The organism is Pseudomonas sp. S8 (assembly GCF_050473925.1).
Lineage (GTDB): Bacteria > Pseudomonadota > Gammaproteobacteria > Pseudomonadales > Pseudomonadaceae > Aquipseudomonas > Aquipseudomonas parakoreensis.
This window is the reverse complement of sequence record NZ_JBFDVZ010000016.1, coordinates 1,844,668-1,869,053: the sequence shown is the minus strand read 5'-3', so window position 1 is coordinate 1,869,053 and position 24,386 is coordinate 1,844,668. Positions and strand designations below refer to the sequence as shown.

Below are 24,386 nucleotides of genomic sequence, written 5' to 3'. Positions count from 1 at the left end.
GGGTTCCAGCATGACACAAGCTGTCAATTCACTCCGCCCCAGTTCGAGTTTCGGAAGGACCATTGTCTCGGTGTGGTACGTTCCTAGGAGGCGAATGAAACCACTCGATACGGCTGCAAGCCGTTGCACGATTGTGCAGCCTACTGGTGGATTAGGTAGGCAAATGGCGAGCGTTCGTCTCCCCTGGGCCAAAGCCATGCTCAACAAAAAAGCATCGGTATCGTATGTCTCGTATTCGTTTGAAAGCGACATTGCGGCTCATTCCCTGAATCGATGGGTAAATTGACCAGCATACTCGCGGGCGCGGCGTTATCTACACAACCAAGTAAATCCAGAGAAGGTCTAAGTGCACGCTGCTCGCCGGGTGCTACCTGCCACGAAGGGCTGACATCGACCCAAATCGGTCGGTCACGGGGCAAGGATAGATCATCCAGAGAGTCTTGAAAGGGAAGGCAGCAGCGCGTGGAATAGGCATGATCGACATGGAGAGAATGAGTAACAACATTAATTTTTCGCTAGGATTTGATAACCTCGATGACCCGGAAGCACTATGACCCCTCGTGCAACTAAATGAAATCGTTCTAACTTTGGCGCTACAATCTGAACAACAGCCACCTCGTCGTCAACTATCACTCTCCTGTAAAAATCTGCTCCTTTTGTTTTGAATCGACTGATAATTTTTTTGATTTTCGAATCTAGGGTGGTGGAGTCGTCGCTGACCGCCGTAAAATCAATTAATTTTGTTCCTCCTCTATATTGAAAAACTCCGCCCTCCAAATAAGCAGAAATATATTTTATTCCAGTAACAATCGAAGGTTTTCGGCGTCTCGGCGCGGGCCTGCCGATATGCCTGGAAATATGAAGATACTGCAAAGACTCCAGTATGGATCTTTCAATCGCATATTCTGAGCTAGTGGATGTTCCAGATCCGAAAAATCTTTCTCCGGTGGAGACTGCTTCGATGAAGGACATAAAAGATGGCACGCTGTCGTCAGTGGCTATATCGAAGATCTCAATTTTGACATTTTCTTGTCTGCTAATAGTATGTAGTATCCGTTGAATGCTTTCCGGCAGAGTCCATAGTCGAACTAATTTAACCGGCTCAGGGGGAGATTTGAAGATTGACTTAAGCAACGCTACGCCAATAGCGTCTCGCTCTATCAACTCTAGAATTCCATGCAGCGTCGCCTCGTTGATGTTCACGCCCGCAGCAGATCCGGAGTTTGAGCTGTACCTCATCAAACTGTAATTATTGATAGAAGCCAGCTCTTCAGCATGAGTTGCTTTATAACGAGGATGGATGAGGAATGCGGGGTAATCTATTTTTTCAAGATTTGAAATGTTCACAAATGGGAGTCTGGAGAAATACAACTCATCGTTTCTAACAATTTTTTCTAAGTATGGCGCCCCCTCGGATAGATATTTATCTGTTCCGTTTAGATCTACAATTTTAGGACTGCGGTCGTCCTCTTCATTGTAGGATAGGGTGTATGCATGCTCCAGAGCTTCAAAAATGGCCGAAGCCATGGATTGCCTGAAGATTCCTTTTCCACACCCATTCGTGCGATAACCATCCTTGCTCAATATTTCTAGGTGAGTTGTCGCAATGCCGTCGCCAAGACTTATTGAGTTAATTGAAAATCCTTTTTTTTCAAGGAATGATTTTGCTTTTACAATTGCTGACTCTACATCAATACATCTCTCAACGTCATGATGTGAATATAGCATTTTAATCTTTTCCTAGCTCCAAGATTGATATCAATTCGTCTACTTCCTTAATGTTGAAATTTAGTGTTATTTCCTTGCTTCCTGTAATAACGATCTTTATGTCTACAGGAGTGTTGTCTGATTTTCCTGCCTCGACAAACGCCTCATGTAATTGCCCAAGCATCGCCTCAGCCGAAAGTGCTTGCCCTTTCCCTCTGGTTTCAAAAAATAATTTGCCCATTTTCATCTCCGTCGCAAATATGCGGTGTAAAAAATTGTATTTTGGATTCAGTATGAATCCGCATTTTTTTGCAGATCTGAGTTTGTATCACTTTAGCCAATATAAGAATTCCTGCTTGCTTGCGCTTAGAAAATATTGCGATATAGCGTCTTCTATATTAGTGAGCGACCTGTTCGGTGCCGGAATCTGATGTGATGACAACAGCAAATTTACAACTGATTTTTACCAGGCCTGGAATGGCTCCTACTGGCTTTCATGCCATTTTCCAAGGGCGGCTCTTGGCCGAAAGCAGCCCCATCCGTAATTCCCTATCAGTCCGAGTCCCGCCAGATCAACGGAATCTATTTATCGGTATCAATCAGCAACGATGTCAAACGCAGCACTCCCCAAAACCTCCCCATTCACCAAAACCCTAACCCCATGCCGCCCCAAAAAATGCTTCCGCGTCGTAAAATCCCGAATCACCTGCCGCCTCCCCACAACCACCTCCCCAAACCCCGCCAACACCACCGTCTTCAACTTGAAAACCTTCCCCGAAACCCCGCCATTCGCCTTCACATAGTCAATCGCATAATCAATCACCAACCGCTGCTCACGCGCCACCGTCGACTTCACCGTAAACGACAACGTAATCGCCTCACCCAACCGAACCACCGCCGGCTCAACCCGCACATCCAGCAACTCCACCTCAGCCTTGGCCCCCGCACCAATCACCGTCAGCGCACGCAGATCTCCCTGTTTGATCAAACTGCGCAACGCATGCTTGGCAATCCACGCCGTGTGTTTGTTCTCCAGTGGCCAGCCTTCAATCGTGTCCAGCACCCATTCCGGATGCTCTTTGGTCACGTCGTTCAGATGGTTCGCCACGGACTTGCGTACGTACAAACTCTCATCGGCTTTCAACCGATCGAGGATGCCGGCGGTCAGTTGCGGGTTGGCTTGCACAGCTTCCAGGCGGAATGACCAGGGCAGGCGAGGGCGGGTGCCTTCGCTGGCGAGGCGGCGGATGTGGTGGTTTTGGTCTTGGGTCCAGTCGTGCATGAGTTCCAGCGAGCGTTCGAGGTCGCTGCGCAGGAAGTGGCGGATGGCGAATTCGGAGGAGCCGAAGGTGGTGAAGTATTTGAGTGCTTGCATGGAGGTATCGAAGGCGTGGCCGCCGTAGCTGGCGACGTAGTGCGGCAGGCACATGCTGACGAATCCGCTGTTGAGGCGGGGGGCGAGTTCGCGCAGGACTTCGAGGGAATCTTCGTAGTCCAGTGGCAGCACGGCGTGCAGGCTTTCGCTGACGCGGGCCATGCGTTGCATCACCGACAATTCCGCCAGCCCTTGGTTGGCGTGTTTGAGAAACGCCTTGGCCTTGAACGCCGGGTACACGGCGCTCATTTCGCTGGCGATGTGTTGCAGGCGTTCGGCGTTGAAGATTTCCTTTAACGCCGGGGCGGCGGTGTCGGTGGTGCTCATGGTCAGGTCATCGGGGTGCTGACGAACGCTTCGAGGGTTTCGGCGTACGCGGTGTATTGGGCGATGTGCGGGTAGCGGCGAGCGTCGATCTGGTCGGGGACGACGAGGTCGGTGAAGCTCCAGGCGACGGCGAGGCTGATGCCGGCCTGGGTCAGGGTGCCGTCGGTGGGCAGGCCGGTTTTTTCCAGTTCCTGTTCGAGGGCGGTGAAGGCGGCGGCGAGTTGGCCTTCGACGCGTTCGACCCACGGCTGGTATTGAATGTCGGCCGGGCGCAGGTTGCGTTCGTAGTAGAGCTGCACGGCTTTTTCGCAGGCGGCGAGGCTGAGGCTGATCAGGCGCAGGGCGTGGGCGCGTTGTTTGAGGTCGCTCGGCAACAGGCTTTTGCCGCTGGCGGCTTCGAGGTAGTCGAGAATGAGGGTGGAGTCCATCAGCACCACGCCGTCATCGAGGATCAGTGTGGGTGCCTTGACCACCGGGTTGATCTGCTGGAATTGCTCGAAGTGGCGGAACACCGAGACCGATTCATGTTCGAGGTCGATGCCGAGGCGTTTGGCGGAGATCGCCACGCGGCGCACGTAAGGGGAGTCCAGCATGCCGATCAGTTTCATGACGCGTTCCTTCAAGTCGAACCGGTGGGAAGGCATAACCTAGCCGAGCCTGAGGCAAATGTCAGTCGTCAAAACCAGCCTGCTCGTGAATCTCATCCACATTCAATTCCAGCCGATACGCCACCGCCACAAATAACGCCTGACACAAACACAACGTCGCACTCAGCGAACGGAACGCCAGTGCGCTGCCCTCATTGATCAGCAGCAGGCTGTTGGCGTTTTTGGCCAAGGGCGAGAGGTGGCTGTCGGTGAGGATCAGGGTGTTGGCCTGTTGTTGGCGGGCGTAGCGCAGGCAGTGCTGGGTTTCCTTGGCGTAGGGGGTGAAGCTGATGGCGATGACCAAATCACCGCTACGCACGCTGCGCATCTGTTCGCGATAGCTGCCGCCCAGCCCCGAAACCAGGTGAATGCGCTTGTGAGTGTGTTGCAAGTTGTAAACGAGGTAGTCGGCGACGGCGAAGGAGCGGCGCACGCCGACGACATAGATGTTGTCGGCGTTGACGATCAGGTCGACGGCTTTTTCAAACGCGACGTCGTCGAGTTCGCGGCCCAGGCGTTCGATGCCGGAGCGGGTGGCGTCGATGCATTCGCGGGCGAGGTCGCCGTCGCTGGCCTGCTGCGACTGGTTGGCGATCATGCTGCGGATGCGTTGCTGGTAGTTGTGCACCGGCGAGGCTTTGTGGGTGTAGGCGGTGCGGAACAGTGCCTGCATTTCGCTGAAGCCGCTGAAACCGAAGCGCTGCGAGAAGCGCACGATGGCGGACGGATGCACCTCGCATTCGCGGGCGATGTCGCTGATGCGATCGACCATGATCCGCTCGCTTTGCTGGCTCATGTAGCTGGCGATGCGTTTGAGTTGGCGTGGCAGGGTGTCGTATTCGTCGCTGATCAGTTGCAGCAGACGCTCGGCATTGATCGGGGGGCTGGCGAGGGGGCGCTCGTCGTTGGCCGGCAGATCGGGGCGGGGCATAAGTCTTCCTTCAGGCTGATCAAATCACTTTGTGGCTGATGGTAGGAGGGCTTTTGGGGTTCTGCCTGGCTGAAACGATGCACCGGGAGAAGAAAAATGCGCGATGCGGCGCCAGCGGTTAGCCGTTTGTCTTCTATATACAGCCGTTGGACTGAATTTCTTGCTATAAACGCACTCCGATGACCGCCATGACGCCTGTGTCAGAGCTGTTTACGGGGCTTGTCGGACAAATTCCCGGTATTTACAGTTGCTGAGGCCTCAAACGGGCCTTAGACTGCCGCCCCTTCGTAAATTGAGTGCCGGGTGGCGTTTGCAATAAACGATGCCTTTTCGTCGACCGGACACGGTTCGCCGGAACGCTCCCTATTTCGCCTTAATGCACGTTTTTTTTATAGAGATATCAATGACAAAGGACAAGTTGCTGGCCATGCCGGCAGATGACTACATGAATGCCGAGCAACACGCTTTCTTCACTGAGCTGTTGCAGAACATGAAAGTCGAAACCCATGAGCGCATTGAGCAAAACCGTATCGCCATCGAAAGCCTGGACACTCCGGCCGACCCGGCGGACGCGGCTTCGGTTGAAGAAGAGCGCACCTGGCTGGTGAACGCGATCGATCGCGACCAGCGCATGCTGCCGCAACTGGAACAAGCCCTTGAGCGCATCAAGGAAGACAGTTTTGGCTGGTGCGACGACAGCGGCGAGGCCATCGGCCTGAAACGCCTGCTGATCAGCCCGACCACCAAATACTGCATCGAAGCTCAAGAGCGTCACGAGCAGATCGACAAGCACCAGCGTCAGGCCTGATTCCATGGTTGCCCCCTGAATCGGGGGCGCCTGCAAAAGATCGCAGCCTTCGGCAGCTCCTACACGAGCTGACGGGGCTGCGATCTTTGCTTTTGCTCGTCTGCGATATCTCGCGCACCGTTCCATTGACCTGCTGCAGACTCCACGACTAACGGACCATGGATAATGGCGTTCTAGTGGCGTTTAATGCAGTCACAACAATGAGAACACGCGTGGGGTGTTGAAATGACGAGAGATGGATCTCTGGTTGGGGCTTTGCCCGCACCAGTGCTGTTGCCGAAAAACCGCTGGATCGCTCCGACCCTGCAAAGCATCGCCCTGATGCTGTTGCTTGCCGGCATGACGCTGGGTGGAGGGTCGCTGTACATCGGCCTGCCGCTGGCGGTGCTGATTGTCTGGCTGCCGCGCCTGCGCTCGCGTGCCATCCCCGATGTTGCCCCTGTCGATGCCGGCAGCGCGATTTCCGAACTCACTCGCGACCTTTCCTACACCACCAGTCATAACGCGCTGTCAGCCGCCGGTGTGGCGTTTTCCGTCAAGCAACTGGCGAGCAAACTGGAATCGCAACTCGACGCGGCGGCGCAGATTGTCAGCAACGCCGAAGTGATGATCGCCACCGAACACGCCACCTCGCAGCTCAGCCGTGAAGCGCTGGACGCCGCCAGTGAAGCGCATCACAGCAGCGCGGCGGGGCGCACCGAGCTGGTGGATTCGATTGCGCGCATGCATCAACTCAGTCAACGCGCCAACGCCAGCCGTGAGTTGATCGAAGCCTTGAGCCTGCGCAGCGACGACATTCAACGGGTGACGCTGGTGATTCAGTCCATCGCCAGCCAGACCAATCTGCTGGCGCTGAATGCGGCGATTGAAGCGGCGCGGGCCGGCGAGCATGGCCGGGGTTTTGCGGTGGTGGCGGATGAGGTGCGCGGTCTGGCAGCGCGGACTGCCTCGGCGACCGGCGAAGTCGGCGAGATGGTCGCCGACATTCAGCAGCGTACGGCGCAAGTGGTGGAGCAGATCCGCGAGCTGTCCAGTGATCTGCAGACCGGCGTCGAGCAGGTCGAGAACACCGGTCAGCATCTGGAAAACATCGCCCGGTTGGCCGCCGGGGTGGAAGGTCAGGTCGGCGAAATCGCCCGGGGTGCGGAAACCAATCGCGAGCAGCTCGACAGCCTGTTCAAGGCCATCGAACAGATGCGCAGCGATCTGGCGATCAGCGATCAACAGACCCGGCGCCTGGCCGAGGCCGCCGTGCAGATGGAAGGCCAGGCGGAAACCATCAGCGAGCGCCTGGCCGAAGTCGGTCTGGATGACTATCACCAGCGCGTCTATGACCTTGCGCGTGAGGGCGCGAGTCAGATTGCGGCGCGGTTCGAGGCGGATGTCGAGCAGGGGCGGATCAGCCTTGAGGATTTGTTCGACCGTCAATATCAGCCGATTCCCGGAACGCAACCGCCGAAGTTTCAGACCCGTTTCGACCGCTACACCGATCAGGTATTGCCGGCGATTCAGGAGCCGTTGCTGCCGCGTCATGAGGGGGTGGTGTTCGCCATCGCCTGCACGCAACAGGGCTATGTGCCGACGCACAACCTGGCGTTCAGTCAGCCGTTGACCGGTGACGCGCAGGTCGACGCGGTGGGCAACCGCACCAAGCGCAAGTTCGCTGACCGCACCGGGATTCGCTGCGGCAGTCATCAGCAAGCGGTGCTACTGCAGACGTACACCCGCGATACCGGCGAGCTGATGCATGACCTGTCGGTGCCGATCATGGTCAAGGGCCGGCATTGGGGTGGTCTGCGCCTGGGCTATAAACCGGAGAGTCCGCGCTGATCGATTGTTACCGCTCGCGCAATGAATCTGTGCACGGGCGTTGCTGTTTCCTCTGCGACGATGTCATTAACATGGCTATTAGTTAGGTAGCTAATGAAATCGAGAGGTCAATATGTGCAGAGTCGATGTCGCGGTGATGATTGGCAGTGGTGTGCCCGCCGGATTGCGCGCGATGGGCCAGAGTGTCTGCTGGGTGGTGCTGCTCAACGGTGAGCGGCGCGGCACTGCGTTCGCCAGTCGCGACGAGGCGGAGGAGTGCAAGGCTGCCTGGCTCGCGCAACTGATGGCCGAGCCTGGCGACAGCCTGCACTGACATTTATTAACGTCCGTCGTGCAGGCGTACGTTCAACTCATCGACCATCACCGCTTCTTCGCCGTCGGCGCGCAACCATTCTTTCAGAAGTTGCGCCTGTTGCGGTGTCCAGAACTCGGCATCAATCAACTTGGTGTTGGCGTCCAGCGGATGCGCTTCGATGAAATCGTCGATTGCCTCGTTTTCCGAAGGCAGGCCCAGTTGGTCGAACAGGGTTTTCAGATCATAGGCTGGCAGTTCCATCGTTTTACTCCTTTTGCGTTGGCCGGAATGGCGCTGTCGCTCGCTCTTTATCTGAGGCGGCCGTTGGACAAGAGTTCGATTCGTGATTCAAGCGAGCGGGCAAGGGCGCATGCTTCGTTATGATCTTCGCGGAAACCTCTTACACGACCGGTGGATGATTCTTTGATATGAAAGAACGCGTTGCCCGCCGGAACTACCTGAAATCGAGGTCTGTGATTGCCTGGTCCGTGCTCCGCCAGTTCAGCCAAATCGGTGCCTTGCAGTACGAATGGCGAGTCAATGCCAAGGTTGGAAGGCTGGGCAAAGTGAGTCAGAGTGCACATATGAAGTCCTTTTCATGAGATAGCCGACGGTTACAGGTCGGTTCGGGTAGTCGGAAGGAGCATTGCTGCTCTAGAATCGCCAGTGTCTGTTGGCGACAGGTGCCTATCTAAAGCAATTTTTTACCGGCGATATGTCGGAAAAGGGCTTTTTTTCGTCAGCTTTTTCCCTAAGGTTTGTAGTCCGTCTTCGTTGCGCTTCAATGAAGATTTTTCCTTCAAAGCCTGGCGAACGTCGAGGCAAGTTTCTCGCCTGACTTTCCAGTAGTCTTGCGAACTTGTGATGTATGGGCGCTCCGCTTGTTTCAGGTGTACTGAAGTCAATCGGTAACAGCATCGGCCTGGCCGTTTTTTTGCCGTGCGCGTTTTGCGCAGGTACTTTTCAGATGTGGGGATGTTTCCTTGGCAGTCAGTAATCTCGATATGCATGCTTTGTTCGTGTTGGGTGATTTGCGTGCAAAGCTGGTCAAGCTGTTTCAATCGCGTTTTGTTTACATCACCGAACAGAACGCCGAAGGTATTTACGTGGCCGAGATCGACACCGAAAGTGCATTGGTGGTCGATGACAAACCGGGGCTCAAGCTCAAGGTCGGCGATCATTTCAGCGCGGCGGTGCTGCCCAGCCGTGAAGGCGGCAAGATGGACATCCGCTTTCGCGAAATCAAACTGACGGTGTACGGCCTGGGCGATTATGCCTTTGTCGATACAGCGGAGGGTCACGCGATCCTGTTCAAGGAAGGCCACAGCGTGGTGACGGTGTTTGCCGCGCATCAGCAATTGCAGGAAGGCCTGACCAAAACCCTGAAAGCGGTCACCGGCAAAGCCGCGAAGTGGCGCAAGGGCGAGCTGGTCACGTTCAAGGCCAGTGAGTGACTGGCGATTTGAGTCGCGCTGACTTCCATTCCCGGCACCTCGACCGAGCACGTGAAGAGGCTTTGCGGCTGTTCAACGCCAAAGCCGGAATGCAAGGCGCGTGGCTGAACTGGGTGGCTGCGCAGATCTACACCTTGCGGCCTGCGGAATACGCCAGCATGGTCAGACGCGAGCTGCAAAGCTTGCAGGAAAAGTCTGAAACGTAACCTCGTCGGGGTAGGGTCCCGGAAAAAGCAGGAACCTCGGCTACAGTCAGTTGACTGAGTATTCAGAGGCTTGCGGTCTTCTGCCAGGCCATCCTGCTATTGCTGTGAACAGCACGAGGTGCAAAAGCATGAAAGGATTTCGACGGCTACTGGCCGCCAGCATGGTCACGTTTGGTGTGCTGACATCGGCACAACCGGTGACGGCGGCGCAAACGCCCATCCATTTTGCCGACCTGAATTGGGAAAGCGGCAGCCTGATCACCGATGTCCTGCGGATCATCGTCGAGAAAGGTTACGGCTTGCCGACGGATACGCTGCCGGGCACCACCATCACCCTGGAAACGGCGCTGGCCAACAATGACATTCAGGTCATTGGCGAGGAGTGGGCCGGACGCAGTCCGGTGTGGGTCAAGGCCGAGGCGGAGGGCAAGGTCGCCAGTCTCGGTGATACGGTCAAGGGCGCTACGGAAGGCTGGTGGGTCCCGGAGTACGTGATCAAGGGTGACCCGGCCAAGGGTATCAAGCCGCTGGCGCCAAATCTGCGCAGCGTCAGTGACCTGAAGCAATACAAGGACGTGTTCAAGGACCCGGAAAACCCGAGCAAGGGCCGTTTTCTCAACAGCCCGATTGGCTGGACCTCGGAAGTGGTGAACAAGCAGAAGCTGACCGCTTATGGCCTGCAGGATGACTACACCAACTTCCGCAGCGGGTCGGGTGCGGCGCTGGATGCCGAGATCAGTTCTTCGATCCGTCGGGGCAAACCGGTGCTGTTCTATTACTGGTCGCCGACGCCATTGCTGGGCAAATTCAAACTGGTGCAGCTGGAAGAGCCACCGTTCGATGCCGAGGCGTGGAAGACCCTGACCGATGCCGATAACCCCAATCCGAAACCGACCCGTTCGCTGGCATCGAAGCTGTCGATTGGCGTGTCTACGCCGTTCCAGAAGCAGTATCCGCAGATCGCGGCGTTCTTCAGCAAGGTGGATTTCCCGATCGACCCATTGAACAAGGCGTTGGCCGAGATGAGCGAGAAGCACACTGCGCCGCGCCAGGCGGCAGAAGCGTTCATGAAGGCGCATCCGGAGGTGTGGCAGGCGTGGGTGCCGAAGGATGTGGCGGAGAAGGTCTCCGCCAGTTTGTAATCGCTCTCTGTAGGAGCTGCCGCAGGCTGCGATCTTTTGATCTTGATCTTAAAATCAAAGTCAAAAGATCGTCCGATCGCGGCCCGAGCCTGCGGCAGCTCCTACAAGGCATCGGGTTAAGTTCAGAACCTGGTCTGCACCGCCAATTCAAAGGTGCGCGGCGTACCCAGATAGTAAGCCGGTGATACATGCGCAAACTCGGCGTACACCTCGTTGGTCAGGTTACGCACTCGCCCGGTAACGGTGGTGTGCGAGTCGACCTTGTAGCTGAGGAAGCTGCCGAACAGCGTGTACGACGGCACGGTCATGGTGTTCGCCGTGTCCGCATACACCGACGCCACATACCGCGCATCGATTCCTCCTTGCCAGTGCGGCGAAAAATCATAAGTCAGCCACAGATTGCCGACCCGGTCCGGGACGTTGGTTGGTGTGTTGCCCTTGCGCGACACCACCACACCGGCGGCATTCTTTTCGGTGAAGTCGTCGTACTGCGCATCGACCCAGGCGAAGTTACCTTCGGCCAACAGCTTGTCGGTGATCCGCAGGGAGCTGGCGATCTCGATGCCCTTCGAGGTTTGCTGACCGACCGGGATGCTGCTGGTCGGGTCCAGCGGGTCAGTTACAGCGAAGTCCTTGCGTTCGATGGTGTACGCGGCAACCGTCGCCGCGCCACGGCCATTCAGGTAGTCGAACTTGCTGCCGATTTCCCATTGTTTGCCGGTTGAAACATCGAAGTCCTGCGTGCCGTTCGGTTGTTCGGCGGCGGTGCTGTATTGCACGTAGACGTTGGCCGACGGGATGAACTGGTAGGTCAGGCCGACGCGCCCGGTGACCGGCTCCCAACTGCGTTTGAGGTGCTTGGGATTGGTGGCCGTCACCGTGCGATGGTTGGTCACGTCGAGGTCTATGTCGTCGTAGCGCAGGCCGGTGAGCAGCGCCAGTTTGTCGGTCAGGGCCAGACGGTTTTCCGCGAATAGCGCTTTGGTCGTGACTTCGTTGGTCTTGTCGCTGATCAGCGCCGGGTTGGTGCCGGGAATATCGTAGAAATGCCCCGGGCGGTAGTTGTTCGGATCGACGGAGCTCGCGCCTTTGATATTCAGCGGCGAGTTGGTGGTCTGGTTGACCTTGTACTCGAAACCACCGGACCACGTCGTGTCGAGACCGAAAAACCTGTTGTCGTGGCGCAGTTCGAACTGGTTGCCGTTCTGCTCACCCTGATGCCGCACTTGATACGCGGTGGAGCGGTTCACCGCCGTGTTGTCAGCGTTGTACTGATAGGTCTCGAGGTTGCGGTAGTCGCGCTGGCTGTCGAGGTGATACAGCGTGTTGCGCAGGGTGGTGCTGTCGTTGATCCGGTAATCGATGATCGAGCGCACCCAGATCGTGCGCTGTTCGTAGCGTCCGTCCTCGACGTTGTAGTTGTTGAAGCGGTTGTGTTTGTCGATCTTCAACTCGCCAGCCTTGGGGTTGAGCACCGGCGTGCCCCAGTACGGGCTGTCTTCGTGTTCGTCTTGATATTCCAGGGCCAGCGTGTGCGACAGATCCGGCGTAAGGTCGCTGAGCAACGAAAACGCCACGCTCCAGGCATCGCGTTCCTGGCGATCAATGTAGCCGTTGCTGGTGTTGTGGCTGACATCGAGGCGCGCGTAGTGCTGCACGTCGGCGTTCGGTTCGGTCAGCGCATGGTTGAGGCCGAACGCGGTTTCGGTGGTGTCGTAGCTGCCGTAACTGACGCGGCCTTCGACCGCTTGTTCTTCGCGGGTTGCCAGTTTGGTCACGTAGTTCAACGAGCCGCCGACCGAGCCTGCACCGTTGATCAGCGACGACGGGCCGCCCACCAGTTCGACTCGGTCATAGATCCATGAATCCACCGGTCGGGCGAGGCCGCCGGAGACGTTGATGCCATTGAACATCTGGGTGATTTGGCTGCTGGTGAAACCGCGGTAGGAGACGAATCCGCCAAAGCCAGGCGGCGCGCTGGCATTGACTCCGGGCAGGGTGTTGGCGGCGTCCTGGAAGTTCTGTGCGCCGTGGCGTTCGATGTCGTTGCGGTTGGCGACGGCCACTGACGCAGGTGTGTCGCGCACGCTCAAGCCGAGACGCGAAGCCATGCCGCTGGATTGATCGAGGCTCAGGCCCGGTTCGCTGGTGGATTCGCCGTCGATGGTGATCGGCGCCAGATCCACGGTGGATTGCGCCCAGGCGTTAAGGGACAGGCAGCCGCACAGGCTCGCCAGTAGAGGAATATGTTTCATCGTTGAATCCTGAATGCTTGTCTAGGAGTCAGCGCACAGGCAAACGCCGCGCGTTGGCGCAGTGGGCTGAACAATCAAAAAGGCAAAGACACTCAGGCGAGCGGCGGGGCGCGAGGGTTGGCCGAAGGCCAGGTGAAGCGGGCAGGGAGGTCGGCGCTGACAATGGGCGCCAGCGGCGGGCTGTGGTGCTCGGGCAGCACCGCGAGGGTCAGGCTGGAGTTGAACGCCGGGCCCATGCCGCCGCCGACCGAGCACAGCGGGCAGCCGAACGCCTTGGACAGGGTCGGCAGTTGTTCTTCGCTGGGATTGCTCGTCAGCGGCGCTTGAGTGGCCGGGTCGACCGTACAGAACTGCCCGCCGATGCCGTTGAGCTGCATCCCGACCATTTGTCCGTGACCGATGCTGCAGGCGAACACGTTGAACAGGACGCAGCAATAAAGCATCCAGGCCAGCAGTGAGCGATCGGAACGGGTGAATTTCATGGGGCGGCACTTTACCGTACCGCCGATCGGTCGTGCACTTCAAAAAATGCCGACTAGGATGTTTTGTTCAAATCCCCAGAAAGGATTCTCGACCATGACCTTTGTGTTGGCTCAATGGCTGGTGACGATATTTGCGGCAATCGCCCTGGTACACGTGTACTGGGCGCTGGGTGGGCAATGGGCGGCGGTGGCGGCGGTACCGCAAGTGCCGGTGCGAGGGCTGGTGGCGACGGTGCGACCGGCCTTCAAACCGTCTGGCTGGATCACGCTGTTGGTGGCGGCAGCGTTATTGGTGATCGCCGCGCTGGTGTGCATGCGGGTTGGCTGGGGCATGCCGCCGGTGCATCACAAGGCGCTGCAATGGGTGATCAGTGCGATTGCGTTATTGATGTTTGCCCGGGCGATCGGCGATTCGAATCTGGTGGGGTTTTTCAAGGAAGTGAAGGGGTCGCGATTTGCGCGGCTGGATACCTGGGTGTATTCACCGCTGTGCCTGTTGTTGGGGGCGGGGTTGCTGGCGGTGGCTTGGGTCTGACCCGGTTCATGTGTTGGCAGTACCGGCCTCTTCGCGGGCAAGCCCGCTCCCACAGGGTTTTGGATGGAATCCATTACTTGTGAACACCCACAATCACTGTGGGAGCGGGCTTGCCCGCGAAGAGGCCTGCCCAGACACCGCCGAATTAACTACCACTCTCGGTCCTGCGGCTGCTCACCTCAGCCGGCACATCATCCCCGGCCATGCGCTTGCGGAACAACGCCGCCCGCGCCAGCAGCAACGTGGTCACCGGCACAGTAATCGCCAGCAGAATCGGAATCAGCCAGGCATGCATCACCGGCCCGGACTTGAGTGCCGAAAAGCAGATGATCGACGCCAGCGCCACGCACCATGCGCCCAGCGTAGAGGCCAGCGCCGGTGGATGCATGCGCTGGAAGTAATCCTTCATACGCAGCAAGCCGGCCGCGCCAAGCAGCGCAAACACTCCGCTGAGCACCAGTAGAATGGCCACTGGAATCTCGACCCACAACGACAATTGCGCAGTCATTCGATCACCTCGCCACGCAGCAGGAATTTCGCCAGGGCAAATGAACCGACGAAGCCGAACAGCGCGATCAGCAGCGCTGCCTCGAAGTAAGTGTCACTGGAATAACGAATGCCCAGCGTCAGCATCATCAGCATGGCGACGATGTACAGGTAATCCAGCGCGAGTACCCGATCCTGTGCCGACGGCCCCTTGAACAGGCGAATCAAGGTCAGAACCATTGCCAGCGAGAACAGGAACAGCGTCAGCAGAATCGCGTTCGACAGCAGCGGGCTCATTCGAAAATCTCCATCAACGGCTGCTCGTAGGCAGTCTTGAAGTGGTGGATGAAGTGCGCCTCGTCATCCAGATCCCAGACGTGCAGCAGCAGAATGCTGCGATCCAGCGCCAGCTCCGACCACACGGTGCCCGGCACCACGGTGCAGATCATCGCCAGCGCGGCCAGACCGTTGGCGTCGCGCAGGTCCAGCGGCACTTTGACGAAGCGCGAGCGTGGCAGTCGGCGACCCGCGTTGAGCACGCCCCAGGCGACGATCAGGTTGGAGAGGATCACGTCACGACCGACCATCACGAACAGGCGCAAAATTGTCAGCGGGCGGCGAATGCGCACCTGTTTCGGGCGCAGCTTGCGCATCATCAACGGTGCGGCGAACCCGAGTATCGCGCCGAGCAGCAGGTTGCCCGGGCTGACGGAGAGGTTGAGTGTCAGCCACAAAACCCATAATGCCAGTGACAGCAGCGGAGCCGGGAACACGCGCTTCATGGCTGCACCTCCAGCATCGCGGCTTTGGCTTCAGGGCTGGGAACGGCGCGGGTGCCGAGCACGGCCATCACGTATTGCTGCGGGTTGTTCAGCGCGTCGGCGGTGGCCTGGGTATAGCGCAGCAGCGGTTCGGCCTTGAAGGTCAGCGCGATGCTCAGCCCCAGCAACAGGAAAACCGGCACACATTCGAGTTTGCGCAGCAGCGGTGAAGGGCGCTCTTCCGGCGTCCAGAAACGCTGGACACCCATGCGCGCGAACGCCATCAGAGAGGCCAGCCCGGAGAGGATCAGCAGCGCCAGCAACGCCCAGGACGCATTGGAAATCGGCGCTTCATCGCCCAGCCCCAGTGGATTGAGCAGCGCACCGATCAGACTGAGTTTGCCGATGAACCCGGACAGCGGCGGCATGCCGATGATCAGTAGTGCGCAGGCAATGAAGCTCAGGCCGAGAAACGCCATGGTCCACGGAATGACCTGGCCGACCACCGCTTTCTGCTCGTCATCGAGGTTGATGCCCTTGGGCGGTTGCAGGGATTCCTGCGGACGCGGCAGCAGTTCGCTTTCATCCTCCAGCGGGATTTCGTTGGCCGAACGCGACCGCTCGATCAACTCCGCCAGCAGGAACAGCGCACTCAGGGCCAGCGTCGAGCTGACCAGATAGAACAGCGCCGCGCCGATCAGGTTCGGCTGGGCGAAACCCACCGCCGACAGCAGAATCCCCGCTGACACCAGAATGCTCAGGCTGGCCATGCGCTCCAGGCGTTGCGCAGCCAGAATCGCCAGCGCGGCGCAGGCGATGGTCGCCATGCCACCGTAGATCAGCCAGTCACCACCGAAGAACGCCGATGCCCCGGCCTGGCCGGAGAACAGCAGCGTCCACAGGCGCAGCAGGGTGTAGACGCCGACCTTGGTCATGATCGCGAACATCGCCGCGACCGGTGCGCTGGCCGAGGAGTAGGCCGGCACCAGCCAGAAGTTCAGGGGCCACATGCCGGCCTTGGCCAGAAACGCCACCGCAAGAATCCCCGCGCCAGCATGCAGCAAGCCACGGTCGGCTTCCGGCACCAGCGGGATCTTCAGCGCCAGATCGGCCATGTTCAGGGTGCCGGTGACGCCGTAGATCAGCGCCGCGCCGATCAGAAACAGCGACGAGGCCAGGAGGTTGATCGAGATGTAATGCAGGCCCGACGATACCCGCGCCCGGCCCGAGCCGTGCAGCAACAGGCCATAAGAGGCCGCGAGCAGCACTTCGAAGAACACGAACAGGTTGAACAGGTCGGCGGTGAGGAACGCGCCGTACAGGCCCATCAGCTGAATCTGGAACAACGCGTGGAAGCTCGAGCCCGCGCCATCCCAGCGCGCCATGGCGAACAGCAGGGCGCTGACGCCGATGATCCCGGTCAGTACCAGCATCAATGCCGACAGGCGATCGACCACCAGCACGATGCCGAACGGCGCCTGCCAGTTGCCCGGCAGGTACACGCCAATGGAGCCGGGCACGCCGGTGGTTTGCGTCCATTGCAGCAGCATCACCGAAATGAACAGGCCGACGAGGCTGGAGAACAGGTTGATTTTCGCCTTTAGCGGCCGGTGTTTCTCGCCCAGCATCAACATCACGGCGGCGGTCAGCAGCGGCAGCAGGATCGGTGCGGCGATCAGGTGAGTCATCGCCATCATTCCTTGGGCTCCCGGCCGTCGACGTGGTCAGTGCCGGTCAGGCCCCGCGATGCCAGCAACACCACCAGGAACAGGGCGGTCATGGCAAAGCTGATGACGATTGCAGTCAGCACCAGTGCCTGTGGCAGCGGATCGGTGTAGTGCAGCAGGTCCTGGGTCACGCCGTCCTTGATCACCGGCTCTTTACCGATGAACAGGCTGCCCATGCTGAAGATGAACAGGTTGACCGCGTAGGACAACAGGCACAGGCCCATGACCACCTGGAACGTCCGTGGCCGTAGCACCAGCCACACGCCGGACGCGGCGAGGACGCCGATGGCGATTGCGATGACTTCTTCCATCAGACGGCTCCTTTGCTGGCGACGGACTTGGGCAGCGACGCGGTTTTGTGACCACGCACCGATTGGTGGGCGAGAGCGGTGAGGATCAGCAGCGTCGAGCCCACGACCACGGCGTACACGCCGATGTCAAAGAACAGCGCGCTGGCGATATGGATGTCGCCCAGCAGTGGCAAGGCGAAATGCCAGGTATGGGTGGTCAGGAACGGATAACCGACCGCCATCGCCCCGAGACCGGTGGCGGTTGCGAACAGCAGCCCGGTGCCCATCCAGCGCAATGGTCGCAGGCTCATTTGCGCCTCGACCCACTGCGTCCCGGCGACCATGTATTGCAGGATGAACGCCACCGACATCACCAGCCCGGCAACGAAACCGCCGCCCGGTTGGTTGTGGCCGCGCATGAACAGATAGCACGACACCACCAGCGCAATCGGCAGCAACAGGCGCACCAGCACCGCCGGCACCATCATGAAGCCGAGCGCGGTATCGCTGGCGCTGCGCGGGTTGACCAGATCGGTGACCACGTCCGGCGCGAGCAGGCGTTGCTGGGCCGGCAGTTGCAGGCTCTCTTTCGGCGGGCGGAAACGCCGGAGCAGGGCGAACACGGTCAGCGCCACGGCCACCAGCACGGTGATTTCACCCAGGGTATCGAAGCCACGGAAGTCCACCAGCATCACGTTGACCACGTTGCTGCCACCGCCCTCGGGCATGGCCCGGCTGAGGTAGAACGAGGAAATGTCGTTGGGCGTCTGCCGCGTCAGCATCGCGTAGGACAGCAGCGCCATGCCGGCGCCGACCGCAATCGACAACAGCAAGTCGCGCAGGCGCCGCACCCGGGCCTTGCGCAGGCTCGACGGCAGTGGCGAGACTTCTTCGATGCGTCGCGGCAACCAGCGCAGGCCGAGCAGGATCAGCACCGTGGTCACCACTTCCACCGCCAGTTGTGTCAGGGCCAGATCCGGCGCCGAGAACCAGACGAAGGTCACACAGGTCATCAGCCCGCAGACGCTGACCATGGTCAGGGCGGCGAGACGGTGATACTTGGCTTGCCATGCGGCGCCGAGGGCGCAGGCGATTGCCAGCAGCCACAGGGTCACGAACACGATGGAGCCCGGAATCTTCGGCCGGTCGCCCCAGCTCAGCTGGCTGTGCAGCATCGGGATCAGGCCGGCGAGCACTGCCGCCAATACCATCAGGAACAGTTGCATCTGCAGGCGGCGGGTGCCGAGTCGACGTTCTACCCGGCGGGCCATGCGCATCATCAGCACCAGACTGCGCTCGAACAGCCGCTTGCCGTTGAAGCGACCTACCAGCGGCGGATATTTGAAGCGGCCACGCTTGAGCTGATTGCGCAGCAACAGATAAACCACGATGCCACCGGACATGGCGATCAGGCTCATGATCATCGGCGCATTCAGACCGTGCCAGATGGCCAGGCTGTACTCGGGCAGCGTTCCACCCACTACCGGCAGAGCGGCAGCCGCGAGCAGCGGACCGACCACTTGCGCCGGGAAAATCCCGACGATCAGGCAGGTGAACACCAGCAGCTCGACCGGCGCACGCATCCAGCGCGGCGGTTCGTGCGGGGTGTGCGGCAGGTCGGTGGCGGTCGGGCCGAAGAATACGTCGACGGTAAAGCGCAGCGAGTAGGCGACGCTGAAGGTGCCGGCTATGGTTGCGACAATCGGCAGCGCCGCTTCGACCCACGCGGTGGCATTGATGAATACGGTTTCGGCGAAGAACATTTCTTTCGACAGGAAGCCGTTGAGCAGCGGTACGCCGGCCATCGACGCGCTGGCAACCATCGCCAGGGTCGCGGTGAACGGAATCAGTTTGATCAGGCCGCTGAGCTTGCGGATGTCTCGGGTGCCGCTCTCGTGGTCGATGATCCCGGCGGCCATGAACAGCGAGGCCTTGAAGGTCGCGTGGTTGAGAATGTGGAACACCGCCGCGACCGCCGCCAGCGGGCTGTTCAGGCCCAGCAGCAAGGTGATCAGGCCCAGATGGCTGATGGTCGAATAGGCCAGCAGACCCTTGAGGTCGTTCTGGAACATCGCGCAATACGCGCCGAGCAACAGCGTACACGCGCCGGCGCCGCTGACGATGTAGAACCATTCTTCACTGCCGGACAGCGACGGCCACAGGCGTGCGAGCAGGAACACCCCGGCCTTGACCATGGTCGCCGAGTGCAGATAAGCCGAAACCGGGGTGGGCGCCGCCATGGCGTGCGGCAGCCAGAAGTGGAAAGGGAACTGAGCGCTTTTGCTGAGGGCGCCGATAAGGATGAGGGGAAGCAGGATGGGGTAGAGGGCATGTGCGCGAATCTGATCGCCGGCGGCCAGGACCTTGTCCAGGTCATAGCTGCCGACGACATGGCCGAGGATCATGACCCCCGCCAGCAGGCACAGTCCCCCGGCGCCGGTGACCATCAGCGCCATATAGGCGCCACGCCGGGCATCGGAGCGGTGGTGCCAGTAGCCGATCAACAGGAATGAGAAGAGGCTGGTCAGCTCCCAGAAGAACACGATCTGGATCAGGTTGCCGGAAATCACCAGGCCGAGCATGGCGCCCATGAACGCCAGGAAGAAGGCGAAGAAACGTGGCACCGGGTCGTCCGGCGACATGTAATAACGCGCATATAAAGAGACGAGGGCGCCGATGCCCAGCACCAGCAGCGAGAACAACCAGGCGAAACCGTCCATGCGCAGGACGAAGTTCAAACCGAGGCTGGGCAGCCACATGAATTCTTCACGGATCACGCCGCCGTGGGCGATTTGCGGGTACAACAGCGCGACCTGCACGGTGCCGATCAGAGCGACCAGACCTGCCAACAGGGATTCGGTATTACGCGCATTGTGTGGCAGCACCGCTGCCAGACAGCTGCCAATGAATGGCAGAAGCAGTAGAACTATCAGGGACATAGGCTTCTAATCTGCGGAAGTTTGTGAAGCATCATACGTGCCAGCTCCCTGATTACCAAACGCCAGGATGTCTCAGAATCCTACAAAGTAGTCTGAAAAAATTGGTTTGGCTTTGTTTCAAGGGGAAAAAGATCGCAGCCTGCGGCAGCTCCTACAGGGATATGCATTCCGTGTAGGAGCTGCCGCAGGCTGCGATCTTTTGATCTTCGCTTTCAATTACCGCTGTCGTTCTCCAAGGCACCTTCAACTGCTTCGTCAACCTTACCCTTGGTCTTCAACTCACTGACAATCACCGCCGCGACAATCAACCCTGCACCCACCAAGGCAATCGCCGGCAAGCGCTCCCCGGCGATCCGCCCGACGATCCCGGCCCACACCGGCTCACCGGCATAGATCAACGTTGCCCGGGTCGGCGAAACGCTTTTCTGCGCCCAGTTCATCGCCACCTGAATCGCCGCACTCGCCGCGCCGAGTCCCAGTGCGGTCACCAGCAGCGTCCAGGAAAAATCCGGAAGTGCCTCACCGGTCGGCACCACCAGCAGGAATGACAGCACCGAGGTCGCTGCCAGTTGCACCACGGTCACCCGGCGTACATCGACCTGGCCGGCATAGGTGCTGATCAGAATGATCTCGGCGGCAATGGCAATGGCGCTGATCAGCGTGGCGATTTCGCCGGGGCTGAAATTCAGCGCAGCCCCGGACGGCCCGGACAACAGCATCAGACCGGTAAACGCCAGCATGATGCCAATGCTCGGCATTAGCCCCGGCCGACGGCCCAGCACCAGCCATTGCAGCAACGGCACGAAGGGCACGTACAACGCGGTGATGAATGCCGACTGGCTGCTCGGGATCGTTTGCAGGCCAACGGTTTGCAGGCCGTAACCGAGCATGATCGCCACGCCGATGAAGGTCCCGGCCTTGAGTTCGAACAGGGTCAGGTTGCGCAAGTGGCGCCAGGAAAACAGCGCGACAATGGCGGCCGCAGCGGCAAAGCGCAGGCCGACGAAGAACATCGGGCCGCTGACGGTCATGGCGTGTTGCACCAGCAGGAACGTACCGCCCCAGACCATGGTGATCAGCACCAGCACGCACTCGGCCTTGCTGAAGCGGGAGAAGCGAAGAGGGGTGGGGGAGCTGTTCACTGACGTCATGACCTTGCGCACTATAAAAGGCAGGACGCACAATGCGCCCAACGTTGCGCAGTATACTGCCCAACCCCACCGAGTGAGCAATATAGTGCACAAAGATTCCAGCCAACGGGCGTCCGTCCTGCAACACGTCAGCCACAACGTTCGGCGCCTGCGCCACGCCGCTGACATGAGCCAGACCGCGCTGGCCGAAAAGTCCGGGGTCAGTCGGCGCATGCTGGTGGCGATCGAGGCCGGGGAAAAGAATGTCAGCCTGACCACCCTCGACCGCGTCGCCGAAGCGCTCGATGTGGCCTTCAGCGACCTGATCCAGGCCCCCGACGCGCGCGATACCAGTCGCATCAACGAAGTGGCGTGGGCCGGGGTGATTCCCGGGAGCAAAGCGGTGCTGCTGTCCAAGGCCACCGCCACCCGTGAAGTCGAACAGTGGGAATGGTGCCTGCAACCGGGCGAGGTTTACCCGTCGCAACCCGACGCCGATGGCTGGAGTGAACAGATCTATGTGTTCGAAGGTTGCCTGACGTTAACGGTGGGTGAAGTAACCAATACCATTGCGACTGGCGAGTTTTTCATGTTCGCCAGCAACCAGCCGCACGGCTATCGCAACGACGGATCCGTCGCGGTGCGCTTTGTGCGCAATGTGGTGATTTGAATGGCCCGGAGCGCAGACATCCTGATCATCGGCGGTGGCCTCAGCGGCACGATGCTGGCCGTGCAATTGTTGCGACTGCCCGGCCAGCGGCGGATCCTGATCATCGAGTCGCGCGCCGAACTCGGCCGTGGCGAAGCCTACAGCGCCGTCGAACTGGGCCACACGCTCAACGGCAATGCGGCGCGCATGAGTGTCGACCCGGACAACCCTGATGACTTGACCCAATGGCTGACTGCGCACATTGCCGCTGGTGGCTGGCCGGAGTCTGCCGAGCAGAACGTACCGATCAGTGAACTGTTCCCGCCGCGCGGGCTGTTTGGCGTGTATGTGCAGCAGCGCCTGGCCGAGGCGCGAGTCGTTGGTGCGCGACACGGTTCGACCGTCGAGCACGTTCGCGCCGAAGTCGTCGATCTGCAAACCGATGCTGATTCGGTGCAACTGACCTTGAACGATGGGCAGCACCTGAACGGCGCCTGTGCCGTGCTCGCCACGGGCATGTTCCCCGCCGCGCGCACGCCACAGAAGGATTCCAGCGGCCTGAATGCCGCTGCGCTTGATCCGTGGGACGTCGCGGCCATGCGCCAGCTCGATCCGCAGTCAACCGTGCTGATCATCGGCTCCGGGCTGACCATGGTCGATGCCGTGGTTTCGCTGGAGCAGGCCGGGCATCGCGGGCCGATCGACGTGTTTTCCCGCCATGGACTATTGCCCCATGTGCGTCGACAACCGCCGGCGTGGGTGGATTTCCTTGCGCAAGATCCGGGCATTCGCACGCCGCGACAGTTGCTGCACGAACTGCGCAGGCATTGCCGTGACGCCATTGCCCAAGGCATCGACTGGCAGGCGCCGCTGGACACCGTGCGAGCGAATATCGGCCGGCTCTGGAGTCAGGCGACTGACGTGCAGCGAAGACAATTCGTACGCCATGTGCGGCCATGGTGGGAGAGTCATCACCACCGTTCGCCACCGTTGAGTGCGGCGTTGGTTGAGCGCTTGCACAACGAGGGACGGTTGCGGATTCAGGCAGCGTCGTTCAAGGGGCTTGAACCGAGTACGCAAAATGGTGTCAGCATTCGCATTCGGCCACGCGGTGAGTCTGAGACTCGCGTGGTACACGGCGCAGCGCTGATCAATTCCAGTGGCATCGAGTATGACTGGCGGCGCGTGGCGCGACCGTTGCCGCAGCAGTTGCTGGCGCGTGGGCTGGTGCGTCCGGGGCCGTTGGCGTTGGGGATTACGGCAGCGGTGGACGGCGCGGTGCTGGACGCTGAAGGGCAAGTCGCCAGCCGTCTGTTCGCCATGGGCCCACCGCTACGCGGAATGTGGTGGGAAAGTACGGCAGTGACGGATGTGGCGTTGCAGGCCAGGGCATTGGCGGCGCGGCTGGTGGATTGATGTTGTTCTTGCTGGCCCATCGCTGGCAAGCCAGCTCCCACAGGGTTTTGCATGGATCACAAATCTGTGAGCAACACAGAAAACTGGGGTAGCTGGCAAGCCAGCCCCAATAGGGTTTTGCATGGATCACAAAGTCTGTGAACAACACAAACCACTGTGGGAGCTGGCTTGCCAGCGATGGGGCCAGTTCAGCCAATGATTATCTCGGCAGTGCATTCATCAGCCAGCGCTGGCGGATCTGCTCCAGGCGCCCGTCGGCGCGCAAGATTTCCAGCGCCTGTTGCCAGCGTTTGACCTGACCCGGATCGGTCTGCAGCGAAAAGGCGATGTAGGTGTCCTGTTTCATCAGCGACATCTGATACCGCAAGCGTCCCGGCTCCATGCCCTGGGTGCGGGCCAGCGCGGCGGTGGACAGGGTGTCGGAGACCACGAAATCGGTCCGGCCCAAGCTGAACAGACGCATCATCTGTTCCGGGGTTTCGACACCGTCGAGGTTCTTCAGATTTTGCTGCTGAAGGTAGCTGTAGACCAGCCATTTGCGCGGCACGCTGATGTGCCCGGCCTGATCCGCCTGCTGCAGGGTTTTCACCGGCGGCTGGTTGTTGGCACGGGCGTAGAGCGCGGTTTCGACTTCGATCAGCGGCCCGACCCATTGATATCGATCATCGCGCTCGTCGGTACGCAGGACGGTGAATACGCCAGTGTTGGCTGTTTCGCTGGCCGTGCGCAAGGCTCGTAGCAAGGGGACTTGTTGCAGGGCGATCCGGTCACCGGTTTGCTCTGCCAGCGCGCGCACCACGTCGACGCCGTAACCCTCCAGGTGATCGCCTTGCTGAAAGTGCAGGGGGCGATGGTTGTCGGTGAGCAGTTGCAGATCTGCTGCATCGGCTGCCAGGGCCAGGAGTGACAGCAGACACGCGGCAATCCGTTTCATGAATCGTCCCTGAAAAATTGAGCGCGAAGCTTAGTACGGGCCGGGGGTGGCTGTCGTGCG

26 protein-coding genes are annotated in these 24,386 nt (G+C 59.6%); 9 read left to right on the top strand and 17 right to left on the bottom strand.

The features are described 5' to 3' along the window. Positions 1-504: 504 nt before the first annotated feature. From AB1J88_RS09600 to AB1J88_RS09580, 5 genes are all read right to left on the bottom strand, one after another. On the bottom strand, positions 505-1,728 hold the full coding sequence (locus tag AB1J88_RS09600; RefSeq protein ID WP_430290926.1) for a YcaO-like family protein: 1,224 nt from the start codon (positions 1,726-1,728) through the stop codon (positions 505-507). 1 nt (position 1,729) lies between these two features. Then, a complete protein-coding gene (locus tag AB1J88_RS09595) occupies positions 1,730-1,948 on the bottom strand; it encodes a hypothetical protein (protein WP_095136499.1) in 219 nt (72 codons plus the stop codon). Positions 1,949-2,302: 354 nt separating this feature from the next. Beyond that, entirely contained in the window at positions 2,303-3,409 is a 1,107-nt protein-coding gene (locus AB1J88_RS09590; RefSeq protein WP_430290925.1) for a DNA alkylation repair protein, read from the bottom strand. A gap of 2 nt (positions 3,410-3,411) precedes the next feature. Next, positions 3,412-4,017 (bottom strand): glutathione S-transferase, encoded by a 606-nt coding sequence (locus tag AB1J88_RS09585; RefSeq protein ID WP_430290924.1) that lies wholly within the window; start codon positions 4,015-4,017, stop codon positions 3,412-3,414. Between the two features lie 61 nt (positions 4,018-4,078). Then, on the bottom strand, positions 4,079-4,987 hold the full coding sequence (locus AB1J88_RS09580; protein ID WP_430290923.1) for a MurR/RpiR family transcriptional regulator: 909 nt from the start codon (positions 4,985-4,987) through the stop codon (positions 4,079-4,081). 403 nt (positions 4,988-5,390) lie between these two features. Between AB1J88_RS09580 and AB1J88_RS09575 the strand changes: the two genes are divergently transcribed. The 3 genes from AB1J88_RS09575 to AB1J88_RS09565 all read left to right on the top strand — a co-directional run bounded on the left by AB1J88_RS09575 (position 5,391) and on the right by AB1J88_RS09565 (position 7,938). Beyond that, positions 5,391-5,795, top strand: a complete 405-nt coding sequence (locus tag AB1J88_RS09575; protein ID WP_003225981.1) for a TraR/DksA family transcriptional regulator — start codon at positions 5,391-5,393, stop codon at positions 5,793-5,795. Positions 5,796-6,020: 225 nt separating this feature from the next. Then, complete coding sequence (locus AB1J88_RS09570) at positions 6,021-7,625, top strand: methyl-accepting chemotaxis protein (RefSeq protein ID WP_430290922.1); 1,605 nt, start codon at positions 6,021-6,023, stop codon at positions 7,623-7,625. Positions 7,626-7,737: 112 nt separating this feature from the next. Beyond that, complete coding sequence (locus tag AB1J88_RS09565; protein WP_007966907.1) at positions 7,738-7,938, top strand: hypothetical protein; 201 nt, start codon at positions 7,738-7,740, stop codon at positions 7,936-7,938. Positions 7,939-7,944: 6 nt separating this feature from the next. Here the strand turns inward: AB1J88_RS09565 and AB1J88_RS09560 are convergent, their stop codons facing one another. Together AB1J88_RS09560 and AB1J88_RS09555 are read right to left on the bottom strand one after the other, a co-directional pair. Then, a complete protein-coding gene (locus AB1J88_RS09560; protein WP_041062897.1) occupies positions 7,945-8,181 on the bottom strand; it encodes a DUF2789 family protein in 237 nt (78 codons plus the stop codon). 47 nt (positions 8,182-8,228) lie between these two features. Then, positions 8,229-8,504 (bottom strand): hypothetical protein, encoded by a 276-nt coding sequence (locus AB1J88_RS09555; protein WP_084234098.1) that lies wholly within the window; start codon positions 8,502-8,504, stop codon positions 8,229-8,231. 399 nt (positions 8,505-8,903) lie between these two features. Between AB1J88_RS09555 and AB1J88_RS09550 the strand changes: the two genes are divergently transcribed. From AB1J88_RS09550 to AB1J88_RS09540, 3 genes are all read left to right on the top strand, one after another. After that, positions 8,904-9,374, top strand: coding sequence for a hypothetical protein (locus AB1J88_RS09550; protein ID WP_047294976.1), 471 nt, complete (start codon positions 8,904-8,906; stop codon positions 9,372-9,374). 8 nt (positions 9,375-9,382) lie between these two features. Beyond that, entirely contained in the window at positions 9,383-9,580 is a 198-nt protein-coding gene (locus AB1J88_RS09545) for a hypothetical protein (protein WP_041063058.1), read from the top strand. 128 nt (positions 9,581-9,708) lie between these two features. After that, the gene (locus AB1J88_RS09540; protein ID WP_430290921.1) at positions 9,709-10,722 is read left to right on the top strand and encodes an ABC transporter substrate-binding protein; all 1,014 of its coding nucleotides are present in this window, start codon (positions 9,709-9,711) and stop codon (positions 10,720-10,722) included. Between the two features lie 122 nt (positions 10,723-10,844). Here the strand turns inward: AB1J88_RS09540 and AB1J88_RS09535 are convergent, their stop codons facing one another. Continuing rightward, entirely contained in the window at positions 10,845-12,977 is a 2,133-nt protein-coding gene (locus AB1J88_RS09535; protein ID WP_430290920.1) for a TonB-dependent receptor, read from the bottom strand. Positions 12,978-13,069: 92 nt separating this feature from the next. Further along, positions 13,070-13,459 (bottom strand): DUF2946 domain-containing protein, encoded by a 390-nt coding sequence (locus AB1J88_RS09530; RefSeq protein ID WP_430290919.1) that lies wholly within the window; start codon positions 13,457-13,459, stop codon positions 13,070-13,072. A 94-nt stretch (positions 13,460-13,553) separates the two neighbouring features. Between AB1J88_RS09530 and AB1J88_RS09525 the strand changes: the two genes are divergently transcribed. Further along, entirely contained in the window at positions 13,554-13,994 is a 441-nt protein-coding gene (locus AB1J88_RS09525; RefSeq protein WP_041062882.1) for a DUF3995 domain-containing protein, read from the top strand. Positions 13,995-14,139: 145 nt separating this feature from the next. On the opposite strand, the gene AB1J88_RS09520 is transcribed toward AB1J88_RS09525, so the two are convergent. From AB1J88_RS09520 to AB1J88_RS09490, 7 genes are all read right to left on the bottom strand, one after another. Next, positions 14,140-14,502, bottom strand: a complete 363-nt coding sequence (locus AB1J88_RS09520) for a Na+/H+ antiporter subunit G (protein ID WP_047294967.1) — start codon at positions 14,500-14,502, stop codon at positions 14,140-14,142. Then, positions 14,499-14,777, bottom strand: coding sequence for a K+/H+ antiporter subunit F (locus AB1J88_RS09515; protein WP_003225959.1), 279 nt, complete (start codon positions 14,775-14,777; stop codon positions 14,499-14,501). The genes AB1J88_RS09520 and AB1J88_RS09515 overlap by 4 nt, the downstream gene beginning before the upstream one ends. Continuing rightward, positions 14,774-15,262, bottom strand: a complete 489-nt coding sequence (locus AB1J88_RS09510; protein ID WP_430290918.1) for a Na+/H+ antiporter subunit E — start codon at positions 15,260-15,262, stop codon at positions 14,774-14,776. Before AB1J88_RS09510 ends, AB1J88_RS09515 begins: the two co-directional genes overlap by 4 nt. Then, positions 15,259-16,938, bottom strand: a complete 1,680-nt coding sequence (locus AB1J88_RS09505; RefSeq protein ID WP_041062873.1) for a monovalent cation/H+ antiporter subunit D — start codon at positions 16,936-16,938, stop codon at positions 15,259-15,261. The genes AB1J88_RS09510 and AB1J88_RS09505 overlap by 4 nt, the downstream gene beginning before the upstream one ends. Continuing rightward, a complete protein-coding gene (locus tag AB1J88_RS09500; RefSeq protein ID WP_003225953.1) occupies positions 16,935-17,279 on the bottom strand; it encodes a Na+/H+ antiporter subunit C in 345 nt (114 codons plus the stop codon). Before AB1J88_RS09500 ends, AB1J88_RS09505 begins: the two co-directional genes overlap by 4 nt. Then, positions 17,279-20,197: a monovalent cation/H+ antiporter subunit A gene (locus AB1J88_RS09495; RefSeq protein WP_047294961.1), complete on the bottom strand. Its 2,919-nt coding sequence runs from the start codon at positions 20,195-20,197 to the stop codon at positions 17,279-17,281. Before AB1J88_RS09495 ends, AB1J88_RS09500 begins: the two co-directional genes overlap by 1 nt. Before the next feature lie 212 nt (positions 20,198-20,409). Further along, positions 20,410-21,348 carry a DMT family transporter gene (locus tag AB1J88_RS09490; protein ID WP_086790876.1) on the bottom strand — a complete coding sequence of 313 codons (939 nt, stop codon included), beginning with the start codon at positions 21,346-21,348 and terminating at the stop codon, positions 20,410-20,412. Positions 21,349-21,433: 85 nt separating this feature from the next. On the opposite strand from AB1J88_RS09490, the gene AB1J88_RS09485 reads away from it, so the two are divergent. Both AB1J88_RS09485 and AB1J88_RS09480 read left to right on the top strand, forming a co-directional pair. Continuing rightward, positions 21,434-21,997 carry a helix-turn-helix domain-containing protein gene (locus AB1J88_RS09485; protein ID WP_041062862.1) on the top strand — a complete coding sequence of 188 codons (564 nt, stop codon included), beginning with the start codon at positions 21,434-21,436 and terminating at the stop codon, positions 21,995-21,997. After that, positions 21,998-23,392, top strand: coding sequence for an FAD/NAD(P)-binding protein (locus AB1J88_RS09480; RefSeq protein WP_430290917.1), 1,395 nt, complete (start codon positions 21,998-22,000; stop codon positions 23,390-23,392). 199 nt (positions 23,393-23,591) lie between these two features. Here the strand turns inward: AB1J88_RS09480 and AB1J88_RS09475 are convergent, their stop codons facing one another. Then, positions 23,592-24,326: a substrate-binding periplasmic protein gene (locus AB1J88_RS09475; protein ID WP_430290916.1), complete on the bottom strand. Its 735-nt coding sequence runs from the start codon at positions 24,324-24,326 to the stop codon at positions 23,592-23,594. Positions 24,327-24,386 lie beyond the last annotated feature (60 nt).

Bases quoted from the DNA above. Each gene is read 5' to 3' on its own strand.
- AB1J88_RS09570 (WP_430290922.1), top strand. From the start codon at position 6,021: ATGACGAGAGATGGATCTCTGGTTGGGGCTTTGCCCGCACCAGTGCTG.
- AB1J88_RS09560 (WP_041062897.1), bottom strand. From the start codon at position 8,181: ATGGAACTGCCAGCCTATGATCTGAAAACCCTGTTCGACCAACTGGGC.
- AB1J88_RS09535 (WP_430290920.1), bottom strand. From the start codon at position 12,977: ATGAAACATATTCCTCTACTGGCGAGCCTGTGCGGCTGCCTGTCCCTT.
- AB1J88_RS09585 (WP_430290924.1), bottom strand. From the start codon at position 4,017: ATGAAACTGATCGGCATGCTGGACTCCCCTTACGTGCGCCGCGTGGCG.
- AB1J88_RS09575 (WP_003225981.1), top strand. From the start codon at position 5,391: ATGACAAAGGACAAGTTGCTGGCCATGCCGGCAGATGACTACATGAAT.
- AB1J88_RS09590 (WP_430290925.1), bottom strand. From the start codon at position 3,409: ATGAGCACCACCGACACCGCCGCCCCGGCGTTAAAGGAAATCTTCAAC.
- AB1J88_RS09495 (WP_047294961.1), bottom strand. From the start codon at position 20,197: ATGTCCCTGATAGTTCTACTGCTTCTGCCATTCATTGGCAGCTGTCTG.
- AB1J88_RS09600 (WP_430290926.1), bottom strand. From the start codon at position 1,728: ATGCTATATTCACATCATGACGTTGAGAGATGTATTGATGTAGAGTCA.
- AB1J88_RS09475 (WP_430290916.1), bottom strand. From the start codon at position 24,326: ATGAAACGGATTGCCGCGTGTCTGCTGTCACTCCTGGCCCTGGCAGCC.
- AB1J88_RS09565 (WP_007966907.1), top strand. From the start codon at position 7,738: ATGTGCAGAGTCGATGTCGCGGTGATGATTGGCAGTGGTGTGCCCGCC.
- AB1J88_RS09510 (WP_430290918.1), bottom strand. From the start codon at position 15,262: ATGAAGCGCGTGTTCCCGGCTCCGCTGCTGTCACTGGCATTATGGGTT.
- AB1J88_RS09505 (WP_041062873.1), bottom strand. From the start codon at position 16,938: ATGATGGCGATGACTCACCTGATCGCCGCACCGATCCTGCTGCCGCTG.
- AB1J88_RS09530 (WP_430290919.1), bottom strand. From the start codon at position 13,459: ATGAAATTCACCCGTTCCGATCGCTCACTGCTGGCCTGGATGCTTTAT.
- AB1J88_RS09555 (WP_084234098.1), bottom strand. From the start codon at position 8,504: ATGTGCACTCTGACTCACTTTGCCCAGCCTTCCAACCTTGGCATTGAC.
- AB1J88_RS09490 (WP_086790876.1), bottom strand. From the start codon at position 21,348: ATGACGTCAGTGAACAGCTCCCCCACCCCTCTTCGCTTCTCCCGCTTC.
- AB1J88_RS09480 (WP_430290917.1), top strand. From the start codon at position 21,998: ATGGCCCGGAGCGCAGACATCCTGATCATCGGCGGTGGCCTCAGCGGC.
- AB1J88_RS09520 (WP_047294967.1), bottom strand. From the start codon at position 14,502: ATGACTGCGCAATTGTCGTTGTGGGTCGAGATTCCAGTGGCCATTCTA.
- AB1J88_RS09525 (WP_041062882.1), top strand. From the start codon at position 13,554: ATGACCTTTGTGTTGGCTCAATGGCTGGTGACGATATTTGCGGCAATC.
- AB1J88_RS09595 (WP_095136499.1), bottom strand. From the start codon at position 1,948: ATGGGCAAATTATTTTTTGAAACCAGAGGGAAAGGGCAAGCACTTTCG.
- AB1J88_RS09580 (WP_430290923.1), bottom strand. From the start codon at position 4,987: ATGCCCCGCCCCGATCTGCCGGCCAACGACGAGCGCCCCCTCGCCAGC.
- AB1J88_RS09540 (WP_430290921.1), top strand. From the start codon at position 9,709: ATGAAAGGATTTCGACGGCTACTGGCCGCCAGCATGGTCACGTTTGGT.
- AB1J88_RS09515 (WP_003225959.1), bottom strand. From the start codon at position 14,777: ATGAGCCCGCTGCTGTCGAACGCGATTCTGCTGACGCTGTTCCTGTTC.
- AB1J88_RS09500 (WP_003225953.1), bottom strand. From the start codon at position 17,279: ATGGAAGAAGTCATCGCAATCGCCATCGGCGTCCTCGCCGCGTCCGGC.